Source organism: Shewanella sp. DNRA4 (assembly GCF_012843185.1).
Taxonomy (GTDB): Bacteria; Pseudomonadota; Gammaproteobacteria; order Enterobacterales; family Shewanellaceae; genus Shewanella; species Shewanella xiamenensis.
On sequence record NZ_JABAIP010000014.1, the window covers coordinates 33,872 to 51,325 of the forward strand.

At 48.1% G+C, this 17,454-nt stretch carries 10 protein-coding genes and 1 riboswitch; of the genes, 8 read left to right on the forward strand and 2 right to left on the reverse strand.

The annotated features are described in order from the left end of the window. Positions 1 to 18: 18 nt before the first annotated feature. Both HG547_RS15720 and HG547_RS15725 read right to left on the reverse strand, forming a co-directional pair. The gene (locus HG547_RS15720; RefSeq protein ID WP_169548344.1) at positions 19 to 5,304 is read right to left on the reverse strand and encodes a PAS domain S-box protein; all 5,286 of its coding nucleotides are present in this window, start codon (positions 5,302 to 5,304) and stop codon (positions 19 to 21) included. 130 nt (positions 5,305 to 5,434) lie between these two features. Then, on the reverse strand, positions 5,435 to 6,793 hold the full coding sequence (locus HG547_RS15725) for a sodium:alanine symporter family protein (RefSeq protein WP_122040763.1): 1,359 nt from the start codon (positions 6,791 to 6,793) through the stop codon (positions 5,435 to 5,437). A 153-nt stretch (positions 6,794 to 6,946) separates the two neighbouring features. Next, positions 6,947 to 7,069: riboswitch (glycine riboswitch) on the reverse strand. 378 nt (positions 7,070 to 7,447) lie between these two features. Between HG547_RS15725 and HG547_RS15730 the strand changes: the two genes are divergently transcribed. From HG547_RS15730 to napB, 8 genes are all read left to right on the forward strand, one after another. Then, on the forward strand, positions 7,448 to 8,119 hold the full coding sequence (locus HG547_RS15730; protein ID WP_169548345.1) for an ABC transporter ATP-binding protein: 672 nt from the start codon (positions 7,448 to 7,450) through the stop codon (positions 8,117 to 8,119). 4 nt (positions 8,120 to 8,123) lie between these two features. Continuing rightward, positions 8,124 to 10,814: an ABC transporter permease gene (locus HG547_RS15735; RefSeq protein WP_169548407.1), complete on the forward strand. Its 2,691-nt coding sequence runs from the start codon at positions 8,124 to 8,126 to the stop codon at positions 10,812 to 10,814. A 50-nt stretch (positions 10,815 to 10,864) separates the two neighbouring features. Then, positions 10,865 to 12,091, forward strand: a complete 1,227-nt coding sequence (locus HG547_RS15740; RefSeq protein ID WP_169548408.1) for a lipocalin-like domain-containing protein — start codon at positions 10,865 to 10,867, stop codon at positions 12,089 to 12,091. A gap of 268 nt (positions 12,092 to 12,359) precedes the next feature. Further along, positions 12,360 to 12,644, forward strand: a complete 285-nt coding sequence (locus HG547_RS15745) for a chaperone NapD (RefSeq protein ID WP_037414522.1) — start codon at positions 12,360 to 12,362, stop codon at positions 12,642 to 12,644. Beyond that, positions 12,641 to 15,121: a nitrate reductase catalytic subunit NapA gene (gene napA / locus HG547_RS15750; RefSeq protein ID WP_169548346.1), complete on the forward strand. Its 2,481-nt coding sequence runs from the start codon at positions 12,641 to 12,643 to the stop codon at positions 15,119 to 15,121. Before HG547_RS15745 ends, napA begins: the two co-directional genes overlap by 4 nt. Positions 15,122 to 15,172: 51 nt before the next feature. After that, positions 15,173 to 15,907: a ferredoxin-type protein NapG gene (napG, locus tag HG547_RS15755; protein WP_144376391.1), complete on the forward strand. Its 735-nt coding sequence runs from the start codon at positions 15,173 to 15,175 to the stop codon at positions 15,905 to 15,907. Positions 15,908 to 15,933: 26 nt separating this feature from the next. After that, the gene (gene napH, locus HG547_RS15760) at positions 15,934 to 16,887 is read left to right on the forward strand and encodes a quinol dehydrogenase ferredoxin subunit NapH (protein WP_248278755.1); all 954 of its coding nucleotides are present in this window, start codon (positions 15,934 to 15,936) and stop codon (positions 16,885 to 16,887) included. Next, positions 16,884 to 17,315: a nitrate reductase cytochrome c-type subunit NapB gene (napB, locus tag HG547_RS15765; protein WP_169548348.1), complete on the forward strand. Its 432-nt coding sequence runs from the start codon at positions 16,884 to 16,886 to the stop codon at positions 17,313 to 17,315. Before napH ends, napB begins: the two co-directional genes overlap by 4 nt. Positions 17,316 to 17,454 lie beyond the last annotated feature (139 nt).

The following is a 17,454-nucleotide window of genomic DNA, read 5'->3' on the forward strand; positions in this document are numbered from 1 at the left end:
TGCGCATAATTGACCGTTTTACTTTAAGTCTACAAGTACTTCATCAATCAACTCGACGGCCTCATCGAATTGATATTGATTAATCATCGTTAGCGCTGGACTCAACTGCTGCCATAACTGAGCACTCACTTGCGGTTTAAGTGCATCCATTTGGGCGACTGCATCGGAATCCGCTTCTTCTAAACTTTGGCGTAATCGCGTTAAGGCCTCAATGAGGGCTTCTGGTGGTAAATGCTCCGCCGTCGGCCCACTAGATTCTTCAAACTCAGGTTTAACTTTTTCAATTGCTTGGCAAATCGATGCCACTAACGTTTGGATTTGGTCCAACTCCGCTTGGAACTCAGTATTTTCACTTAAGTGAAGTTCCAATTGCCGAGCCAATTCCGCAAGCGTTGTGGAACTTAAATTGCCCGCAAGTCCCTTAAGCGTATGGGCCATTCGCACCGCATCCTCACGTTTATTGCTGGCAACGGCCTTGTTGATTTGCTCGACAACATTACGTTGGCTAGTAACAAAACGATCAAAGATCCTTTGGTAAAGGCGCGTGGAGTTTTGCACTAGCTGCAAGCCTCTATCAATATCAAGCTCTGGGTGTTCAGGCCATTTCACGACAGAATCAACATCAATATTCACAGGCTTGGGTGAATCATTAATAAGCTCTTGAGGCGGTAACGGTGCACCTAAATATTTTAGGAGGGTTTGATACAGTAAGTTAACCTCTATCGGCTTGGCGATATGATCATTCATTCCCGCTCTTAAACACATTTCCTTGTCGCCAGCCATGGCATTGGCGGTCATTGCTATCACAGGTAATTGTGCTAACTCGGGCCTTTGTCTCAGTGCTTTTGTTGCCTGATAACCATCCATCACTGGCATTTGGCAATCCATCAATACCAAATCAAAGCTCTGCTGAGCTAACTTATCCAACGCAATTTGGCCGTTGGTGGCAATGGATAAAATAATCCCCACTTGCTCTAAAAATTCGGTCGCCACCTCAAGGTTCATTTCGTTATCTTCGACTAACAGAATACGCTTACCTTTAAGGGGCAATAATAACTCAGGCGCAATACTGTCTTGATGGCGCCTGACGGGTAGGAACCCTGCGCGACCAAGTGCGTTCATAATGCCATCAAGCAATCTTGATGCGCTGATAGGTTTGCTGATGTAGCCCGCTAACCCAAGTTGCTCAATTTGGGTCAAGAAATCTTGATTAGCATGGGCTGATACCATCAAGATCCGCGGCGCTTTTTTTGCCCGTTGCAGGATTTGTTTTGCGGTTTCGAGCCCATCAAGATTTGGCATTTTCCAATCAATCAATGCCACAGCATAATCCTGCTGGCTGCACCGCATCACCGCCTCGTCGCCAGAACGCACTGTATCCACTTGAAAGCCCATGCTCTCTAGAGTGGTTCGCATAATGTCCCTTGCGGTGGCATTGTCGTCGGCAACTAATACTGGCATACCTTCAAGCTCTTGACCTACGATGAGCTTTTGTCCACTGGAGATGCGCAATTTAACGGTAAAAAAGAAAGTACTGCCATGGCCTTGCTGGCTTTCGACCCCGATACTTCCCCCCATTAATTCGACCAGTTGTTTACAAATCGCCAGCCCTAATCCCGTACCACCATATTTACGGGTAGTAGAAGTGTCTGCTTGCGTAAACGACTTAAACAGTTTGGCTTGTTGTTCATGGGTTAACCCAATGCCACTGTCACGCACACTACAACGTAATATGACATCATCGTTTTGCTGCTCGACCAAACTGAGGGACAGTAATACCTCTCCTCTTTCGGTAAATTTGATCGCATTATTCATTAGGTTGATCAGCACTTGCCCCAACCGCAACGGATCGCCAAGCAGATAACGTGGAACATTGGGTGCGACAGCAAACAGCAATTCAATCTGCTTTTGAGCCGCCCTTTCGGAGAAGATATCGCTCAAATCTTCAAGCATGGTATCGAGTTGAAAAGGCACATTTTCGATATCAAGCTTGCCAGCTTCAATCTTAGAAAAATCAAGGATATCGTTAATGATTGATAATAAAGATTGCGACGCGCGCTCAATTTTTTCGAGATAATTTTTCTGTTTTTTGTCTAGATCAGTCTGTAAGCAAAGTTGCGACATCCCGATAATGGCATTCATTGGCGTGCGGATTTCATGGGACATATTCGCGAGGAAGTCGCCTTTTGCCTTACTGGCGGCATCAGCCTCTTCCTTGGCAACAAGCAATTGTTCTGAAAGCAGTTTTAACTCAGTCATATCGACCATGCTTACCACAGCTGACTCAAATTGGTTCTGGCTGTCCAATAAGCTTGAAACGTTGACTGTCATCCATAAATGCTCACCGGAGGGACGAATAAAGCTTCTTTCCCCTCGGTAGTGATCAACTTTACCTTCTACAAGTTCCTTAAACTGCGCTTTTGCAACTTCTTTATCCTGTGCACTCAAGACATCAAAAATAGGCGTACTACGTAATTCATTACGGCTCAGTCCCATATCCTCACAGAACTGATCATTACAATCGAGGATAAGTCCTTTGATATCGACATTCACGATACCAATGGTTGCCCCATCAAATAAGGCCTTAAAGTGCGCCTCACTGACCGCAAGTTCTTCTTCAATAGACTTGCGTTCAGTCACATCCATCACATAGCCATTCCAGATAATGGCGCCATCATCGGCATAATGACCACTGGCTCCGGCTTCCATCCAGCGAATGCCACCATTAGGATGACGATAGCGGAACTCACGGATCCAGCTTAATTTATCGTCACTCATTCCCTCAAGCGCGCGTATAACTTCTGGTCGTTCCTCATCAAAAATCCGCTCAGCAATAATATTAAAGTTACTGAGTAAATCTTCGCGGTGTAAACCCAACATGTGAAATGCTGCGCCAGAAAGGAAGGTAAAACGGCGATCGCTAGGAGAAACCCAGCGTAATTGATACACAGTACAAGGAATAGACTCAGTGATATTGGTTAATTGCAGCCTTGAGGCTTCAAGCTCGACGATGGCTAACTTACTCTTGGTTATATCGTCAATACTGCCGTCAAACCATAGGGGAAAACCCTCTTCGGTATAACTCGCCTTGCCCTTTTCATGCACCCAACGGATGCTGCCGTCACGGTGGCGAATACGATATTCCACCTCAAAGGTTTCCTGCTGCGCGAGGGCTCTATCAATATGCTGATGACACAGCTCGCGATCTTCTTCCAAAATCAATGAAGCAAAGCTGCGTTGACGATTCTCAATAAACTGGCTCGCGGCATAACCGGTAATATCGGCAATATTGTCACTGACATATTCCATCACCCACTCCTCGCCGATGCGAGTGCGGTAGACAGCCCCAGGAATATTGGTCACCAAACCACGGAAGCGAACTTCACTATCACGGATTTTTTGTTCAACCGCTATTTTTTGGGTCATATCACGGATCGATGCGGCCACTTGGCGACGACCATCGAAATCACTCGGTAAAATACTTAAGGCGATTTCGGCAACAAACTCATCCCCATCAGACTTAAGCGCCCGCACATGGCGTGCATTTGCCATCGGCCTATCACGCCCCTCACGTAGAAACTGTAATCTTTCTTTGGCATGGGGACTCCTTAAATCTTCGGGTAGCAAAGCTTCAATTTGTAATCCCAACATAGCTTTTGCGTCATAACCAAAGAGCTGCTGACAGCGACTATTGCTAAATACTATTTGGCCACTTTGATCGACAATCAACATGGCCTCAGGTGCGGCCTCAAGTACAGCGCTAGACCAAGCAGCGGCGGAAAATTGCTCTGTCACATCGGTAAATAGCATCTCCACCGACATTAACTCGCCAGTATCTGACACTAAAGGCTGCATAAAAACATCGAGCCGCCTTGACTGGCCTTTTGAATCGATGAGTTCAACTTGATGTGAAGGGACGTTCTGCCCTTTGAGTGCCAGATCGGTGTATTCCCAGTTTTTCTCATTAAGGGGGTTGGCCGAAAACAATCTTTGATATTTGCGCTTAAGTAATTCGGGCGGTATGCCCAATACTTTGGTCACCCCTTCACTGACCTGTGCAAGTTGTCCGTCAGGATCAAGTGAGCAGTAAAAGGATTTATCGCTCATACCGTCGATCAGGCGAGCGAAGCGGTTACCGCGGGAATCTAAAATAGCTTGCTCACGCTGAGCAAGCAGATCTGCCATTTTGTTAAAGGTTTCACTTAAGGTCACTATCTCGCTAATCGCACCTTTAGGGATAACCAACTGCTGTGTTTTACCTTGACCGAAAGCCAAAATGCCGGATTCAAGGGTTTCCAGTGGACGAGTTAACCGTTTAGCGGCGATATAGCAGGTCAATAACAGCAGTAAGGTTAATAAACTTAAGTTGAGGACAACTGAGGAAATATCGTCCAGTAGCGAGGTAAATAACTCCTGCTGTGGCACCATAACAACCACGTGCCATTTTAACTTTGCCACTTCTGCAATGCTGGCAAGATAAACTGTACCAGTATCATCAACAAAACTGGCTTGCCCAGTCAGCCCATCTTCCAGCAAAGCGCCAAAGGCATTATTTTTGTGATTTCCTTTATCCAGCCATTCCGAGACTGATGTGGCTAAAACCTTTTCTTTATCACCATGAAAGATAAGCCGACCTTGCTCATCTAATATCATCAGCCGATTAGGGGCTATCCCTAGTTGCTCAGGTAATCTATCTAAAGCCAAATCAACGGTTGTAACCCCAAAATAATTAGGCTGCACTCCAAAAGGAACCGCATAAGTAATCATTAAAGTATTACCAGCACCCTCGTCGAAATAGGCTTTTGACCAATAACCTTCGACTTTATTGATGGCTTGCGTCCACCAATCCCAAGTCCCATCGGTATAATCGTACCCCTCGGCGCCAATATCTAAATAATGGAAACTATTACCACTGCGGTATACATAGGGAGAAAAAAGTTTTTTATTGAGAAAAGTGCCCGGTTTAAAGGCAACGGCAGAACCATAAAAATCGGGGTTACGTTCGAGGCGATTAGTTAAGACTTTTTGCAGCTTATCAGAATCGTTAATATCATTCTTGTCAGCCAAAAAACCAATAAAATCAGCAAGCCCTTGAGTATTTGTTTGAGCGTGTTCGAGTAATAATTGCAATCGAGAGGCTGAATGTGCCGACTGTTGAGCTAAATGATCGTAAAGCCGCTTTTCAAGGGAAAGATAATTAAACCATGAAGTAATCCCATAAACGGCCGCCATGATAAGAATCAAAGGCAGCGCAATATGGGATAAAATTTTGCTGCGGAAAGTACGAAGTTTACTTTTATCCATGGCGTCGCCTCAAAGCCCCCGTTTTAAGTCTCCCCCCTTTTTGGGGTAGCTCTTATAAAGTAAACGAAGAACGCTGTGGCGACAATCTCAAAGTTAAAATAATGTGAACTAATATATTGTTTTCACAACATTAATAAACAGGGTTTAGCGTACGGTTAGCGAATGTTCGAACAAAATAGCTTTGCGTTTCAGCAATGATAATGTGCCGCAATCCAATAATCGCAATCAAATTAGGTATGGCCATTAAGCCATTTACCGTATCAGCCAGTAACCAAATCACATCCAACTTGATAAAAGCCCCACCAGCAATCAGGCCTAAAAACAAGATTTGATAGGCACGCAGCCCGCGCTCGCCCACTAAGTAGTACCAGCAACGTTCACCATAGTAATGCCAGCCTAAAATGGTCGTAAACGCAAAGCAGACCAAGGCGATAGTGACTAAATACTGGCCGATGGCAGCCGATCCGCCTAAGCTAAACGCCGCACTGGTCATGGCCGCGCCCGCAGTGTCACCGCTCCATACCCCAGTGATGATAAGCACTAATCCCGTCATAGTGCAGATGATAATAGTATCGAAAAAGGTGCCAGTCATACTCACTAAGCCCTGCTCGACGGGCTCATTGGTTTTTGCCGCAGCCGCAGCAATGGGCGCACTACCTAAGCCTGACTCATTAGAAAATACCCCGCGGGCAATCCCCATTTGAATCGCTTGCGCCACGGTGGCCCCTAAAAATCCCCCCGCAGCCGATACTGGCGTAAAAGCCGACTCCACCACTAATTGCAACGCGGGTAGAATGGCATCGGCAAAAACCACTAAAATCCACACACAGGCCAACACGTAACCAATCGACATTGCAGGCACAAGCTTTTGCGCCACGTTGGAGATACGTTTGACGCCACCTAAGGTGACAGCAGCCACCAGCAGGGTTAGCACCAGCGCAGTCACCCATGTTGGTACATCAAAGGCGATAGTTAAGGCATCACTTATCGCATTCACTTGAGCAAAAGTCCCAATGCCGAAAAACGCTACCCCCACGCCAAACAGCGCAAATAACTTCGCCATCCAACGCAAACCGAGGCCTCGCTCGATGTAATACATCGGGCCACCGGCAATCTGTCCACGCGCATCGGTAGTGCGGTATTTTACCGCCAACATACACTCGGCATACTTAGTCGCCATGCCAAAAAAGGCGGCAAGCCACATCCAAAATAACGCACCAGGGCCGCCCATCTTAATCGCCGTTGCGACCCCAACAATATTGCCCGTACCTATGGTTGCAGACAATGCAGTACAAAGCGCGGCGAAGGACGATAGATCACCATGCCCCTTAGCGGGTTTGAACAATAGGCTAAGCGCCATTGGCAGACGAAATACTTGGATAAGCTTTAGTCGCGCAGTGAGATAAATCCCTGTGCCAACTAACAAACAAAGTGTGATAGGACCCCAGACAATACCATTTAGGCTGCTGAGCAAGGCTTCAAAACTCATGATATTCCTCAATTATTAAACAACTAAATTAATAAAGGAGGAGGAAAAGAAATGGCTGTGACACAACGCTGTCAGCCTAAAGAAATACCATCTCCCCAGCCAATAACGGCAGGAAAATAGTCCACAAAGACAAACGACAGGGACTGTGCAGTCATCCTCTCCTCTGTCCTTTTGCCTGAGCGTTTCGCGTCGCTTAACACACTGCGACACTTTCGCCTTCGGCGCCACCTATTATTGCAAGTTAATGCAATCGGTAGTCTCTCCAGAGGCTCGTCCAGTAACAGTCCACGCCTTACGGCACCTGAAAGAGTGCTTTGTTTATGGAATGCTTCCAACAACAAAGTTGCCTCGTCGGTGTGGGGTTAATTCCCCACTCTCCTGCTACCTTCATCCGAACGGATTGTTAAAACGATAGCCAGCTATCGTTTTAACAGGGCGCACAGCATGCAACAAACACCACAATAGCTCAAGCCCATTTGCTCACAGAAATGAGAGTCAAGCCGTTAATCGCAGAAAATTCAAACAGACTCAATCCTAAGTCTTAATCGATGTGAATTGATCTAACTTGCCCAAATATCGGTATCTATAGGATTGTAAAATGCTTTATCTTTAGCCTAATGCCTAGGTTGGCCAAACCCCAATTGGAAGAGATAGATGAAAGAAGTCGCCAAGCTTATCCAAGTGAGTAAAAGTTTTCGCGACGGCGAGCAGCGCCACACTGTGCTGCAAGCGGTCGATTTAACTTTGCATCAAGGGGAGACTATCGCACTCACCGGCCCAAGTGGCAGCGGCAAAAGCACTTTACTGAATCTGATTGCGGGCTTTGAAACGGCAGACAGTGGCCAGATAGTGCTGAATCATCAATGCACCACCAAGTGGCAAGATAAGCAATGGAGTGAGTTTAGGCGTACCCATTTAGGCGTGGTATTCCAACAATTTAATTTACTCACTCCGCTGAATGTCAAAAATAATATCGGCTTTTCCCTGCACCTTAACGGTGATAGCTGGAATCCATGGTGCGATTATTTGGTGGAAAAGCTTGGGTTAGCGGCATTGTTAAACCGGCAGGTTGAAGCGCTTTCCGGCGGACAACAACAACGGGTCGCGATAGCTAGGGCATTAGCCCACAATCCGAGTTTACTGCTGGCCGACGAACCCACGGGTAACTTAGATGACGAATCTGGTAAACAGGTGATGTCACTGCTATGCGAACTCGCCAAAGAGAGCCAAACCAGCATTTTGATGGTCACCCACAGCGAAGAATGCGCCGCCTTTATGAACAAACGCTGGCATCTGTCCTACGCCGCAGTGTCGATCTCCGGCTAGCATGATGAATAACACACAACCAGAAAATAAAGCCAATCCATACAATAACTTAAACAAGAGTGGGCAATGGCTGCGTATCACCTGGGTACTCAAGGTATTTTTAGCCCATTATCGCCACGCGCCATTGCAGGCTGGGGCGATTTTACTCGGGATCGCCCTCGCAGTGACGCTGCTCATCGGGGTAAAAGCCACCAACGATAATGCGATTCGTAGCTATAGCGAAGCCACTGAGCTCTTAAGTCAGCGGGCCGATGTACTGCTTACCGCGCCCGTTGGCCAAGATAATCTCGATGAATCGGTGTATTTCAGTTTAAGGCAAGCTGGGATTAGCCAAAGTCTTGCGGTTGTCAGTGGCAGAGTCGCGGGCCAAAACGGCCAGTATTGGCAAATTGAAGGCAGCGATATTGTCGCGGCATTGACCGCCACATTAACCTCAAAAAACGCTTCACCATCCTCAAATAGCAAGGCAACGGCTAATTCTACTGTCTCAATGGGAGATCTGCCCCTTGCCGCCCTAATGAGCGGTGAGCCTGTGGTGGTGATGAGTGACAGTCTTGCCAGTAAAATCGCGCCCAATGGCCAGCTCAGCCTTGCCCAATCCATAGCCCCATCGACTCTAAAAGTGATCCGTGTCGATGATAGTTGGGGACTTGGTAGCGCCATCTTGACCGATATTTCCCTCGCCCAAAACTTACTTGGGATGCAGGGCAAACTCAGTTATATCGCCCTATTTAGTGATAGGGATAAGCTAGCCGCGTTAAAACAACGGCTCGACACCTTAGGTATCACCCCAGTGCTCGCTAGCTACAGTCAGCAGGATCAAGGGCAAGCCTTAATGGCGCTTACCCGCAGTTTTCATTTAAATCTCAATGCGATGAGTATGTTAGCCTTTGTAGTTGGGCTATTTATTGCCTATAACGGCGTGCGTTACAGCCTGATGAAACGCCAACGTCTGCTGATTCAACTGCTGCAACAGGGGCTAGAACGACTCGATGTGATGCTTGCCCTGCTCGCCGAATTACTATTTTTGGTTATCTTAGGATCGGTCATTGGGTTTATTTTAGGCTTACAACTCAGCCATTGGTTACAACCTATGGTTGCCATGACGTTAGAACAGCTCTATGGTGCCCACTTGCTGCCGGGCATTTGGCAATGGCATTGGTTAGCACAGGCAATCACGCTCACCTTAGTGGCAGCGCTTGCTGCTTGCATGCCCTTGTATTTTGATCTTACGCGCCAATCCCTTGCCCAAGGCGCTAACCGTTATCAGCAAACCAAGGCCCACAACCAAACCCACCAGCGGCAATTTATCTTAGCCTGTGGGTTACTCGTACTCGCGGCGATACTGTTTCCCTTCAGCCAAAGTTACAACACCAGTTTGATATTACTAGGCATAGTGACGGTCGCGATTCCTCTGCTGTTGCCCCAAGTATTACATTGGGGAGTAAGCTTACTGCTCCCCTTCACTCGCCCAGGGCTTAAGCACTATTTGCTTGCCGAAACCCGCGAGCTTATCGCGCCACTTTCCCTTGCGATGATGGCCATTTTGCTGGCATTAAGCGCAAATGTGGCGATGAATACCCTAGTGGGCAGCTTTGAGCAAACCCTAAGAAGTTGGTTAGAAACCCGCTTACATGCCGATTTATACCTGCGCCCCAGTGCTAACCGTATGGCTGATGTACGGGATAAATTAAGCCAAGATCCTCGTGTCAGCGGCCTATATCAACAATGGCAAGTCGATGGCGAGATGTCGACCCAAGGTCCAACAGCTCAAACGATCCCCGTGAATATTATCAGCCGTGATGATGAATCGATAAAGTACACAAGTACACTCAAGGACAGTTTACCTGACCTATGGCAACGCTATTTTGGCGGACAATTTGTCTTGGTGAGTGAGCCAATGGCGATTAAGTATCAGTTGATGCTGGGCGATAAAGTCACTTTAAACGTGCTCGATAAAACCACCAATAACCAAGTGGTTATCGCAGGTATTTATTACGACCATGGTAATACCCGCAATGAGCTCATTATTAGCCATCAACTGTGGCAACAGGCACAACTGCCACTGTTACCCATCAGCCTTGCGGCCAGTTTTCATCCTCTGGAACAAGCTGATAAACCCTCCTCATCGGTGCTAACGCAACCAATACCCACGAACGGCAAGCGCAGTGAGGCCGAACTGGATGAACTGCAAATGCAGCTCGCTACAGAGCTAGAGTTGGCTCAGGCGCAAATTTACAGCCAAGCCAACATAAAGGCCCAAGCCATTGCCATGTTTAAACGCACTTTTTCAATCACGTTAGTGCTCAATAGCTTAACCTTGCTAGTGGCCGCCATTGGGCTATTTAGCGCCTGCTTAATGTTAACCCAAGCACGGCAAGCGCCACTGGCACGGCTTTATTCTCTAGGGGTGAGTCGCAGCAAACTGCGTACTATGGTATTTAGCCAAATGCTACTGGTTGTAGTAATCACTTGCCTGATTGCGATGCCTACGGGCGCTCTGCTGGGGTATTTATTAATCGATAAAATCACCCTGCAAGCCTTTGGTTGGACCATCCAAATGATCTGGGACTGGTTTGCTTATGCCAAAGCCATCCTCATCGCACTGGTGACTTGTACCTTAGCCGTGCTCTTACCGCTTTACTGGCAAACCCGCAGGCCGCTAATCGCCAGTTTGCAGCAGGAAACCCTATGAACAGTCGTCCATATACCATTACCCAATTGAAAGTGAATGGTTTATTCGCAATGAGCTTGCTTAAGTGCCATACAAACGCACGCTTAATCACTCAACTCATCATCGGTGGATTACTCTTTTTCACGATAAGCGGCTGCGATAATGCGCCCGCGAGCGTTTCAGAATCCAAATCCATGGGAGCTTTGCTAGGGCAAACAAAAGAAGGCGAAACCACAACCTCAACGCTGCAAGCCTTTGCAAAGGTGACACCTGAGCATCAGTTTCATTTTCCCCAAGATCATCTTGCCCACAACGGCTTTCGGCAAGAATGGTGGTATCTCACCGCTAACTTAACCACCGAAAAAGGTGAGCAACTTGGCGCGCAATGGACCCAATTTAGGGTGGCACTAAAACCTCAATATACAGAATCGCAGAATGCGCAACCGCCTACCCTTAAGCCCGCTTGGGCCACTGAACAACTCTATTTTGCCCATAGCGCACTGACCTCTAGCGCGGCACATCTGGCCCATGAGAAATGGTCTCGCGGACATCCAAAGCTTGCCGGCGTCAATGTCAATCCCTATCAAATTCATCTCGATAACTGGCAATGGCAGAGTGAATCGAGCGAGTTATTTCCGGCAACCTTAAGGGTTGAGACCGCAGACTTTAGTTACGCGCTAACGCTGACCAGCCAAGCACCGCTGCAATATCAAGGCGATAATGGCTATAGCATTAAAAACCGCGAGGGTAATGTCGCTTCCTACTACTACAGTCAACCTTTTATCAGCATTACTGGCCAGATCACCCGCCATATCAACATCAATGGCCAAGCCGAAAGTCGGGTCGAGAAAGTCACAGGCCAAGGCTGGCTTGACAGAGAATGGAGCTCACAATTTTTAACTAAAAGCCAGCAGGGTTGGGATTGGTTTGCCCTGCGCCTCAATGATGGTTCGGCGCTAATGCTCTTTCAGTTAAGGGAGCAATCCACCGATAAATCTCAAACTCCATCAGCCTTTTACAGCGCCAGACGAATGTTTGCCGATGGCACAGGCCGCAATATCAACTCCCGAGACACGCCAGATGGAATAAAAATGACGCCGCTTGAATGGCAAACCACCCGCACCGGCAAATACCCCGTAAGCTGGCAAGTCCAAATCCCGAGTGAGCAAATCGATATCCGTATCTCACCGTTAAATCCCAATAGCGCCATGGCGTTATCCACCTCCTATTGGGAAGGCCCAATCAAACTTAGCGGTAGCCACACCGGCATGGGTTATATGGAGCTGACGGGATATTAATCCACTTATAGTGATGTTTGACTGCCGGATCTTTCGCTAATCTAACCAATCTCGCCATTCCCTCTCCAAAGAGATAGCGATTGTTTAAATTTCAAACTGAGAGTTAGATCACGCGCAAAACTTTGATCCCGATCGACTATCCCCTGCAATACCTCTTGTGAGGTATACCCACATTTTTTATCAGGTCTAGACTCGCAGTTATCCACATTCAGTTGTACAGATGTTTATGCAAAGCAGCTGAGTGCATCTCAAGATAAAGGTCACCGCTATGAGTCAGGAATACCATGTCACCAGCCTCGTGGTACATGCAGCCCCTAATGCCTTACAACAGGTTGAAGCCGATATTGCCGCGTTAAAAGGCTGCGATATCCACGCCATTTCACCCGAAGGTAAGTTGGTTATTACCCTCGAAGGGAATACCCAAAAAGCCATTCTCGACAATGTTGAAGCCATCAATGGCCTGTCCGGTGTGTTATCCGCCAGTTTGATTTACCACCAAGTAGAACCCCTAGAACAAGAACTGTTAGAAAAAGAGAGTGAGGAAACACTATGAGCATTAGCCGCCGCGAGTTTCTCAAGGCTAACGCAGCGGTTGCCGCTGCGACGGCCGTTGGCGTCACGCTTCCCGTGAAAATGGTTGAAGCCGCCGAGTCAGATAACATTAAGTGGGACAAAGCCCCCTGCCGTTTTTGCGGTGTGGGTTGTAGCGTATTAGTCGGTACCAAAGCGGGTAAAGTGGTTGCCACCAAAGGCGATCCTGAAAGCCCAGTTAACCGCGGGCTAAACTGTATTAAAGGTTACTTCCTGTCGAAAATCATGTACGGCAAGGACAGATTAACCACGCCATTACTACGCATGAAAGACGGCAAATATCATAAAGAAGGTGAATTTACCCCAGTAAGTTGGGATGTTGCCTTCGATACTATGGCCGCTAAGTGGAAACACAGCATCGCCACTAAAGGCCCAACCTCTGTCGGTATGTTCGGTTCTGGTCAGTGGACGATTTGGGAAGGTTATGCCGCTTCTAAACTGCATAAAGCTGGATTCTTAACCAACAACATCGACCCTAACGCCCGCCACTGTATGGCCTCAGCGGTCGTTGGGTTTATGCGTACCTTCGGTATTGATGAACCGATGGGCTGTTACGACGACTTAGAAGCCGCCGATCACTTTGTGCTCTGGGGCGCCAACATGGCCGAGATGCATCCGATCCTGTGGGCACGTTTATCTGATCGCCGTTTAAGCAGTAAAGACTGTCGCGTGCATGTGCTATCCACCTTCGAGAACCGTAGCTTCGATCTTGCGGATAACCCGATGGTTTTCCATCCGCAATCTGATCTGGTGATCCTCAACTATATCGCCAACTACATCATTCAAAACAAAGCGGTAAATACCGACTTTGTGACTAAACACACTAAGTTTGCCCTCGGTGTAGATGATATCGGTTATGGACTGCGTCCAGATCATCCGTTAGAGAAGAAAGCCAAAAACCCTGGCAATGGTAAATCTAGCCCTATTAGCTTCGAAGAATACGCTAAGTTCGTCAGCACTTATACGCTGGAATACGCAGCAAAAATGAGTGGTGTAGAGCCTGAAAAATTAGAAACCTTAGCCAAAGCCTATGCCGATCCTAAGGTGAAGGTTATGAGCCTGTGGACCATGGGGATTAACCAACACGTTCGTGGTGTGTGGGCAAACAACATGCTCTATAACATTCACTTACTGACGGGCAAAATCGCCACACCTGGCAACAGCCCATTCTCACTGACAGGTCAACCTTCAGCCTGTGGCACCGCCCGTGAAGTCGGCACCTTCGCCCACCGCTTACCTGCTGATATGGTGGTGGATAACGATAAGCATCGCGCGATTACCGAAAAAATGTGGCAAGTGCCTGAAGGCACGATACCACCTAAACCTGGCTACCATGCAGTGCTGCAAAGCCGGATGCTCAAAGACGGTAAGCTAAACTGTTATTGGACTATGTGTACCAATAACATGCAAGCCGGCCCGAATATCAACGATGAAATTTACCCGGGATTCCGTAATCCAGAGAACTTTATCGTGGTATCCGATCCTTACCCAACCGTCACCGCCATGGCAGCAGACCTTATTCTACCGACCGCCATGTGGGTCGAGAAAGAAGGCGCCTACGGTAACGCCGAGCGCCGCACCCATATGTGGCATCAACAGGTTAAAGCGCCTGAGGGAGCTAAATCGGATCTGTGGCAATTAGTCGAGTTTTCAAAACGCTTTAAAGTGTCTGAAGTCTGGCCCGCAGAGCTTATCGCTAAAAAGCCTGAATACGCTGACAAGACCCTTTATGAAGTACTGTTTGCCAATGGTGTCATCAACAAATTCCCGACTACCGATTGTAAGGGCGACCTAAACGACGAAAGTGAACACTTTGGCTTCTATCTACAAAAAGGCATCTTCGAAGAATACGCCGCCTTCGGTCGCGGCCATGGCCATGACTTAGCCGACTTTGACCGTTACCACGAAACCCGCGGCCTACGCTGGCCAGTGGTTGAGGGCAAAGAAACCCTGCGTCGCTTCGTTGAAGGTAGCGATCCTTATGTTAAGGCAGGTGAAGGCTTTAAGTTCTACGGTAAACCCGATGGCAAAGCAGTAATTTTCGCCCTGCCTTACGAACCAGCAGCGGAAGAGCCTAACTCAGAATACGATCTGTGGATGTCTACCGGCCGTGTGCTCGAACACTGGCATACAGGTTCGATGACCGCCCGTGTACCTGAGCTCTATCGCGCCTATCCTGATGCACAAATCTTTATGCATCCTGAAGACGCTAAGGTCCGTGGTCTGCAACGTGGTGATGAAGTGATCGTGGCATCTCCCCGTGGTGAGGTCAAAACCCGTGTCGAAACCAAAGGCCGAAACAAACCGCCACGCGGCGTGGTGTTTATGCCCTTCTTCGATGCGCGTCAGTTAGTCAACAAGTTGATTCTGGATGCAACCGATCCACTGTCAAAAGAAACTGACTTTAAGAAGTGCCCAGTAAAAGTGATGAAGGCCTAAGCCCTCATTTGATAGCGATAAGCGTATTTGAAAGCGATTAAGGAGTCTAAGGTGAGTCAGCAAGTGAAGAGTCCATTCACAGTCAAACAAGTCAACCGTCGCCAGTTTTTGGCCACGACGGCTAAGGCTGGCTGTGTGATGGGGCTCGTGGGATTAGGCTTGACGGCCACGGCAAAAAGCCAAGGCCAGCTCGCCTCCCAAGCTTGCAGACCGCCGGGAGCCCTTGAAGAAAGCGATTTTCTCTCGGCCTGTGTGCGCTGCGGTTTGTGTGTTGAGGCTTGCCCTTACGACACGCTAACACTGGCACGTTGGTTCGATGGCGCCGCCACTGGCACGCCATTCTTTACCGCAAGACGCATTCCCTGCGAAATGTGTGAGGATATTCCCTGCATCAAAGCCTGCCCATCGGGTGCGCTTGATCCTCAACTTGAGCACATTAGCGATGCCAAAATGGGTGTTGCGGTACTGATCGATGAGAAAAATTGCCTTAACTTTAAGGGATTACGCTGTGATGTCTGTTATCGGGTTTGTCCGTTAATCGACAACGCCATCACCTTAGAACGCCAACGCAATCAACATAGCGATCACCACGCCATGTTTTTACCCACAGTCAACAGCGATACCTGCACGGGTTGCGGTAAATGCGAACATGCCTGCGTGCTCGATACCGCCGCCATAAAAGTCTTACCGACGGCATTAGCACTCGGTAAGGCAGCGGAGCATGATACTTATATCAACACCGAGGAAACTACCTTAGAGATGTTGAATAAGGGGCTAACGCTATGAGTGACAAGTCTATGAATAACCGGACCATGAACTCAAAAGCCCGTATGCAAGGCGAGCATGCCGCAGCCATTGCAGAACTCGGTTGGTTTGGTGCACATAAATATTTGCTACTACGCCGTACTGTGCAACTAGGCCTTTTGAGCTTATTCGCAATTGGGCCATTACTGGGAATTTGGCTATTTAAGGGTAATTTATCGGCCAGTTTACTGCTCGATATCATTCCCTTTGCCGATCCGCTAGTGAGCTTACAAATGCTCATTAGCGGGCATATTCCCGAGCTTAGCCTATTGATAGGTGCAGCGTTGGTCATACTGTTTTATGCCCTCGCCGGTGGCAGGGTGTTTTGCAGTTGGGTGTGTCCCGTCAATCTGGTCACCGATACCGCAAGCTGGCTCAGACGTAAACTAAACCTCCCTCGTACCAGCGAGTTACCGCGTAATTTACGTTATTACCTGCTGGCACTCGTGCTGTTATTGCCACTGCTCACGGGCAACTTGATTTGGGAATGGATGAATCCCGTCCCCTTAGTCTATCGCGCCGTACTATTTGGCAGTCTCAGTGGTTTATGGATTTTAGCGGCGATATTTCTGCTGGATCTATTTATCGCCGAGCGCGCTTGGTGTGGTCACCTGTGCCCAACGGGCGCCCTATTTGGCTTAATCGGCAAATGGAGCCCCATTAAGATCGTTGCCAGCAAAGCTAGCGCCTGTGATAACTGCATGGACTGCTTTGCTGTTTGCCCCGAGCGCCAAGTATTAAAGCCCGCGTTAAAAGGGCAAAATCCGGTAATCACCAGCCCAGACTGCACCCAGTGCGGCCGCTGTATCGATGTCTGCGCACAACGCGTATTTCGCTATCAAACACGTTTTACGGCCACTCAGGCTCAACTTAGTTCAGGCGATTCGACCGATTGTCACTCGCCATCAACCACTTCACCAATTCGTCAACACATTGCCCCCAAGGCGGAGAATGACCAATGAAAAAAATACTCACCTTAGCCGCGATTGTATTAGCCATCGGCGGCTGCTCAGGCCAACAAGCAGACTCTCAAGCAACACCAGTCAATATCAAATCCCTCGCCGGCGATAGCGCGGTGACCGATATTCGCCCCGCTGATGCTATGCCCGTTTACCCAACTCGCGGTAAGGCGTTGGAACGCAGTTTTACTGACCAACCGCCACTCATCCCCCATAAGGATGATTACAAAATAACCTTAGATAAAAATGGCTGTTTAACTTGCCATAGCTGGGATAAAGCCCCACGGATGAAAGCCACACCAGTGGCGAAATCCCACGTTATCGACGATAAGGGCACGCTCAACGGCCATAATTATTTCTGCACCCAGTGCCATGTTGCACAAGCAGAAAACAAAGCGCCTTTAGTTGATAATAAGTTCTCAACTCAGTAAAACAATCCTCCCCTGCCCGCACCAAAGCCACTGCTCATCCAGTGGCTTTTTATTATCCATAACAAAATTAGAGATAAACTTAAAAACTCAGTGGGGGAGATGTTGGACGAACTGAAAAATAAGCAGACGGGACAATAGA

Bases quoted from the DNA above. Each gene is read 5' to 3' on its own strand.
- napH (WP_248278755.1), top strand. From the start codon at position 15,934: ATGAACTCAAAAGCCCGTATGCAAGGCGAGCATGCCGCAGCCATTGCA.
- HG547_RS15745 (WP_037414522.1), top strand. From the start codon at position 12,360: ATGAGTCAGGAATACCATGTCACCAGCCTCGTGGTACATGCAGCCCCT.
- napB (WP_169548348.1), top strand. From the start codon at position 16,884: ATGAAAAAAATACTCACCTTAGCCGCGATTGTATTAGCCATCGGCGGC.
- HG547_RS15725 (WP_122040763.1), bottom strand. From the start codon at position 6,793: ATGAGTTTTGAAGCCTTGCTCAGCAGCCTAAATGGTATTGTCTGGGGT.
- HG547_RS15720 (WP_169548344.1), bottom strand. From the start codon at position 5,304: ATGGATAAAAGTAAACTTCGTACTTTCCGCAGCAAAATTTTATCCCAT.
- HG547_RS15735 (WP_169548407.1), top strand. From the start codon at position 8,124: ATGAATAACACACAACCAGAAAATAAAGCCAATCCATACAATAACTTA.
- HG547_RS15740 (WP_169548408.1), top strand. From the start codon at position 10,865: ATGAGCTTGCTTAAGTGCCATACAAACGCACGCTTAATCACTCAACTC.
- napA (WP_169548346.1), top strand. From the start codon at position 12,641: ATGAGCATTAGCCGCCGCGAGTTTCTCAAGGCTAACGCAGCGGTTGCC.
- HG547_RS15730 (WP_169548345.1), top strand. From the start codon at position 7,448: ATGAAAGAAGTCGCCAAGCTTATCCAAGTGAGTAAAAGTTTTCGCGAC.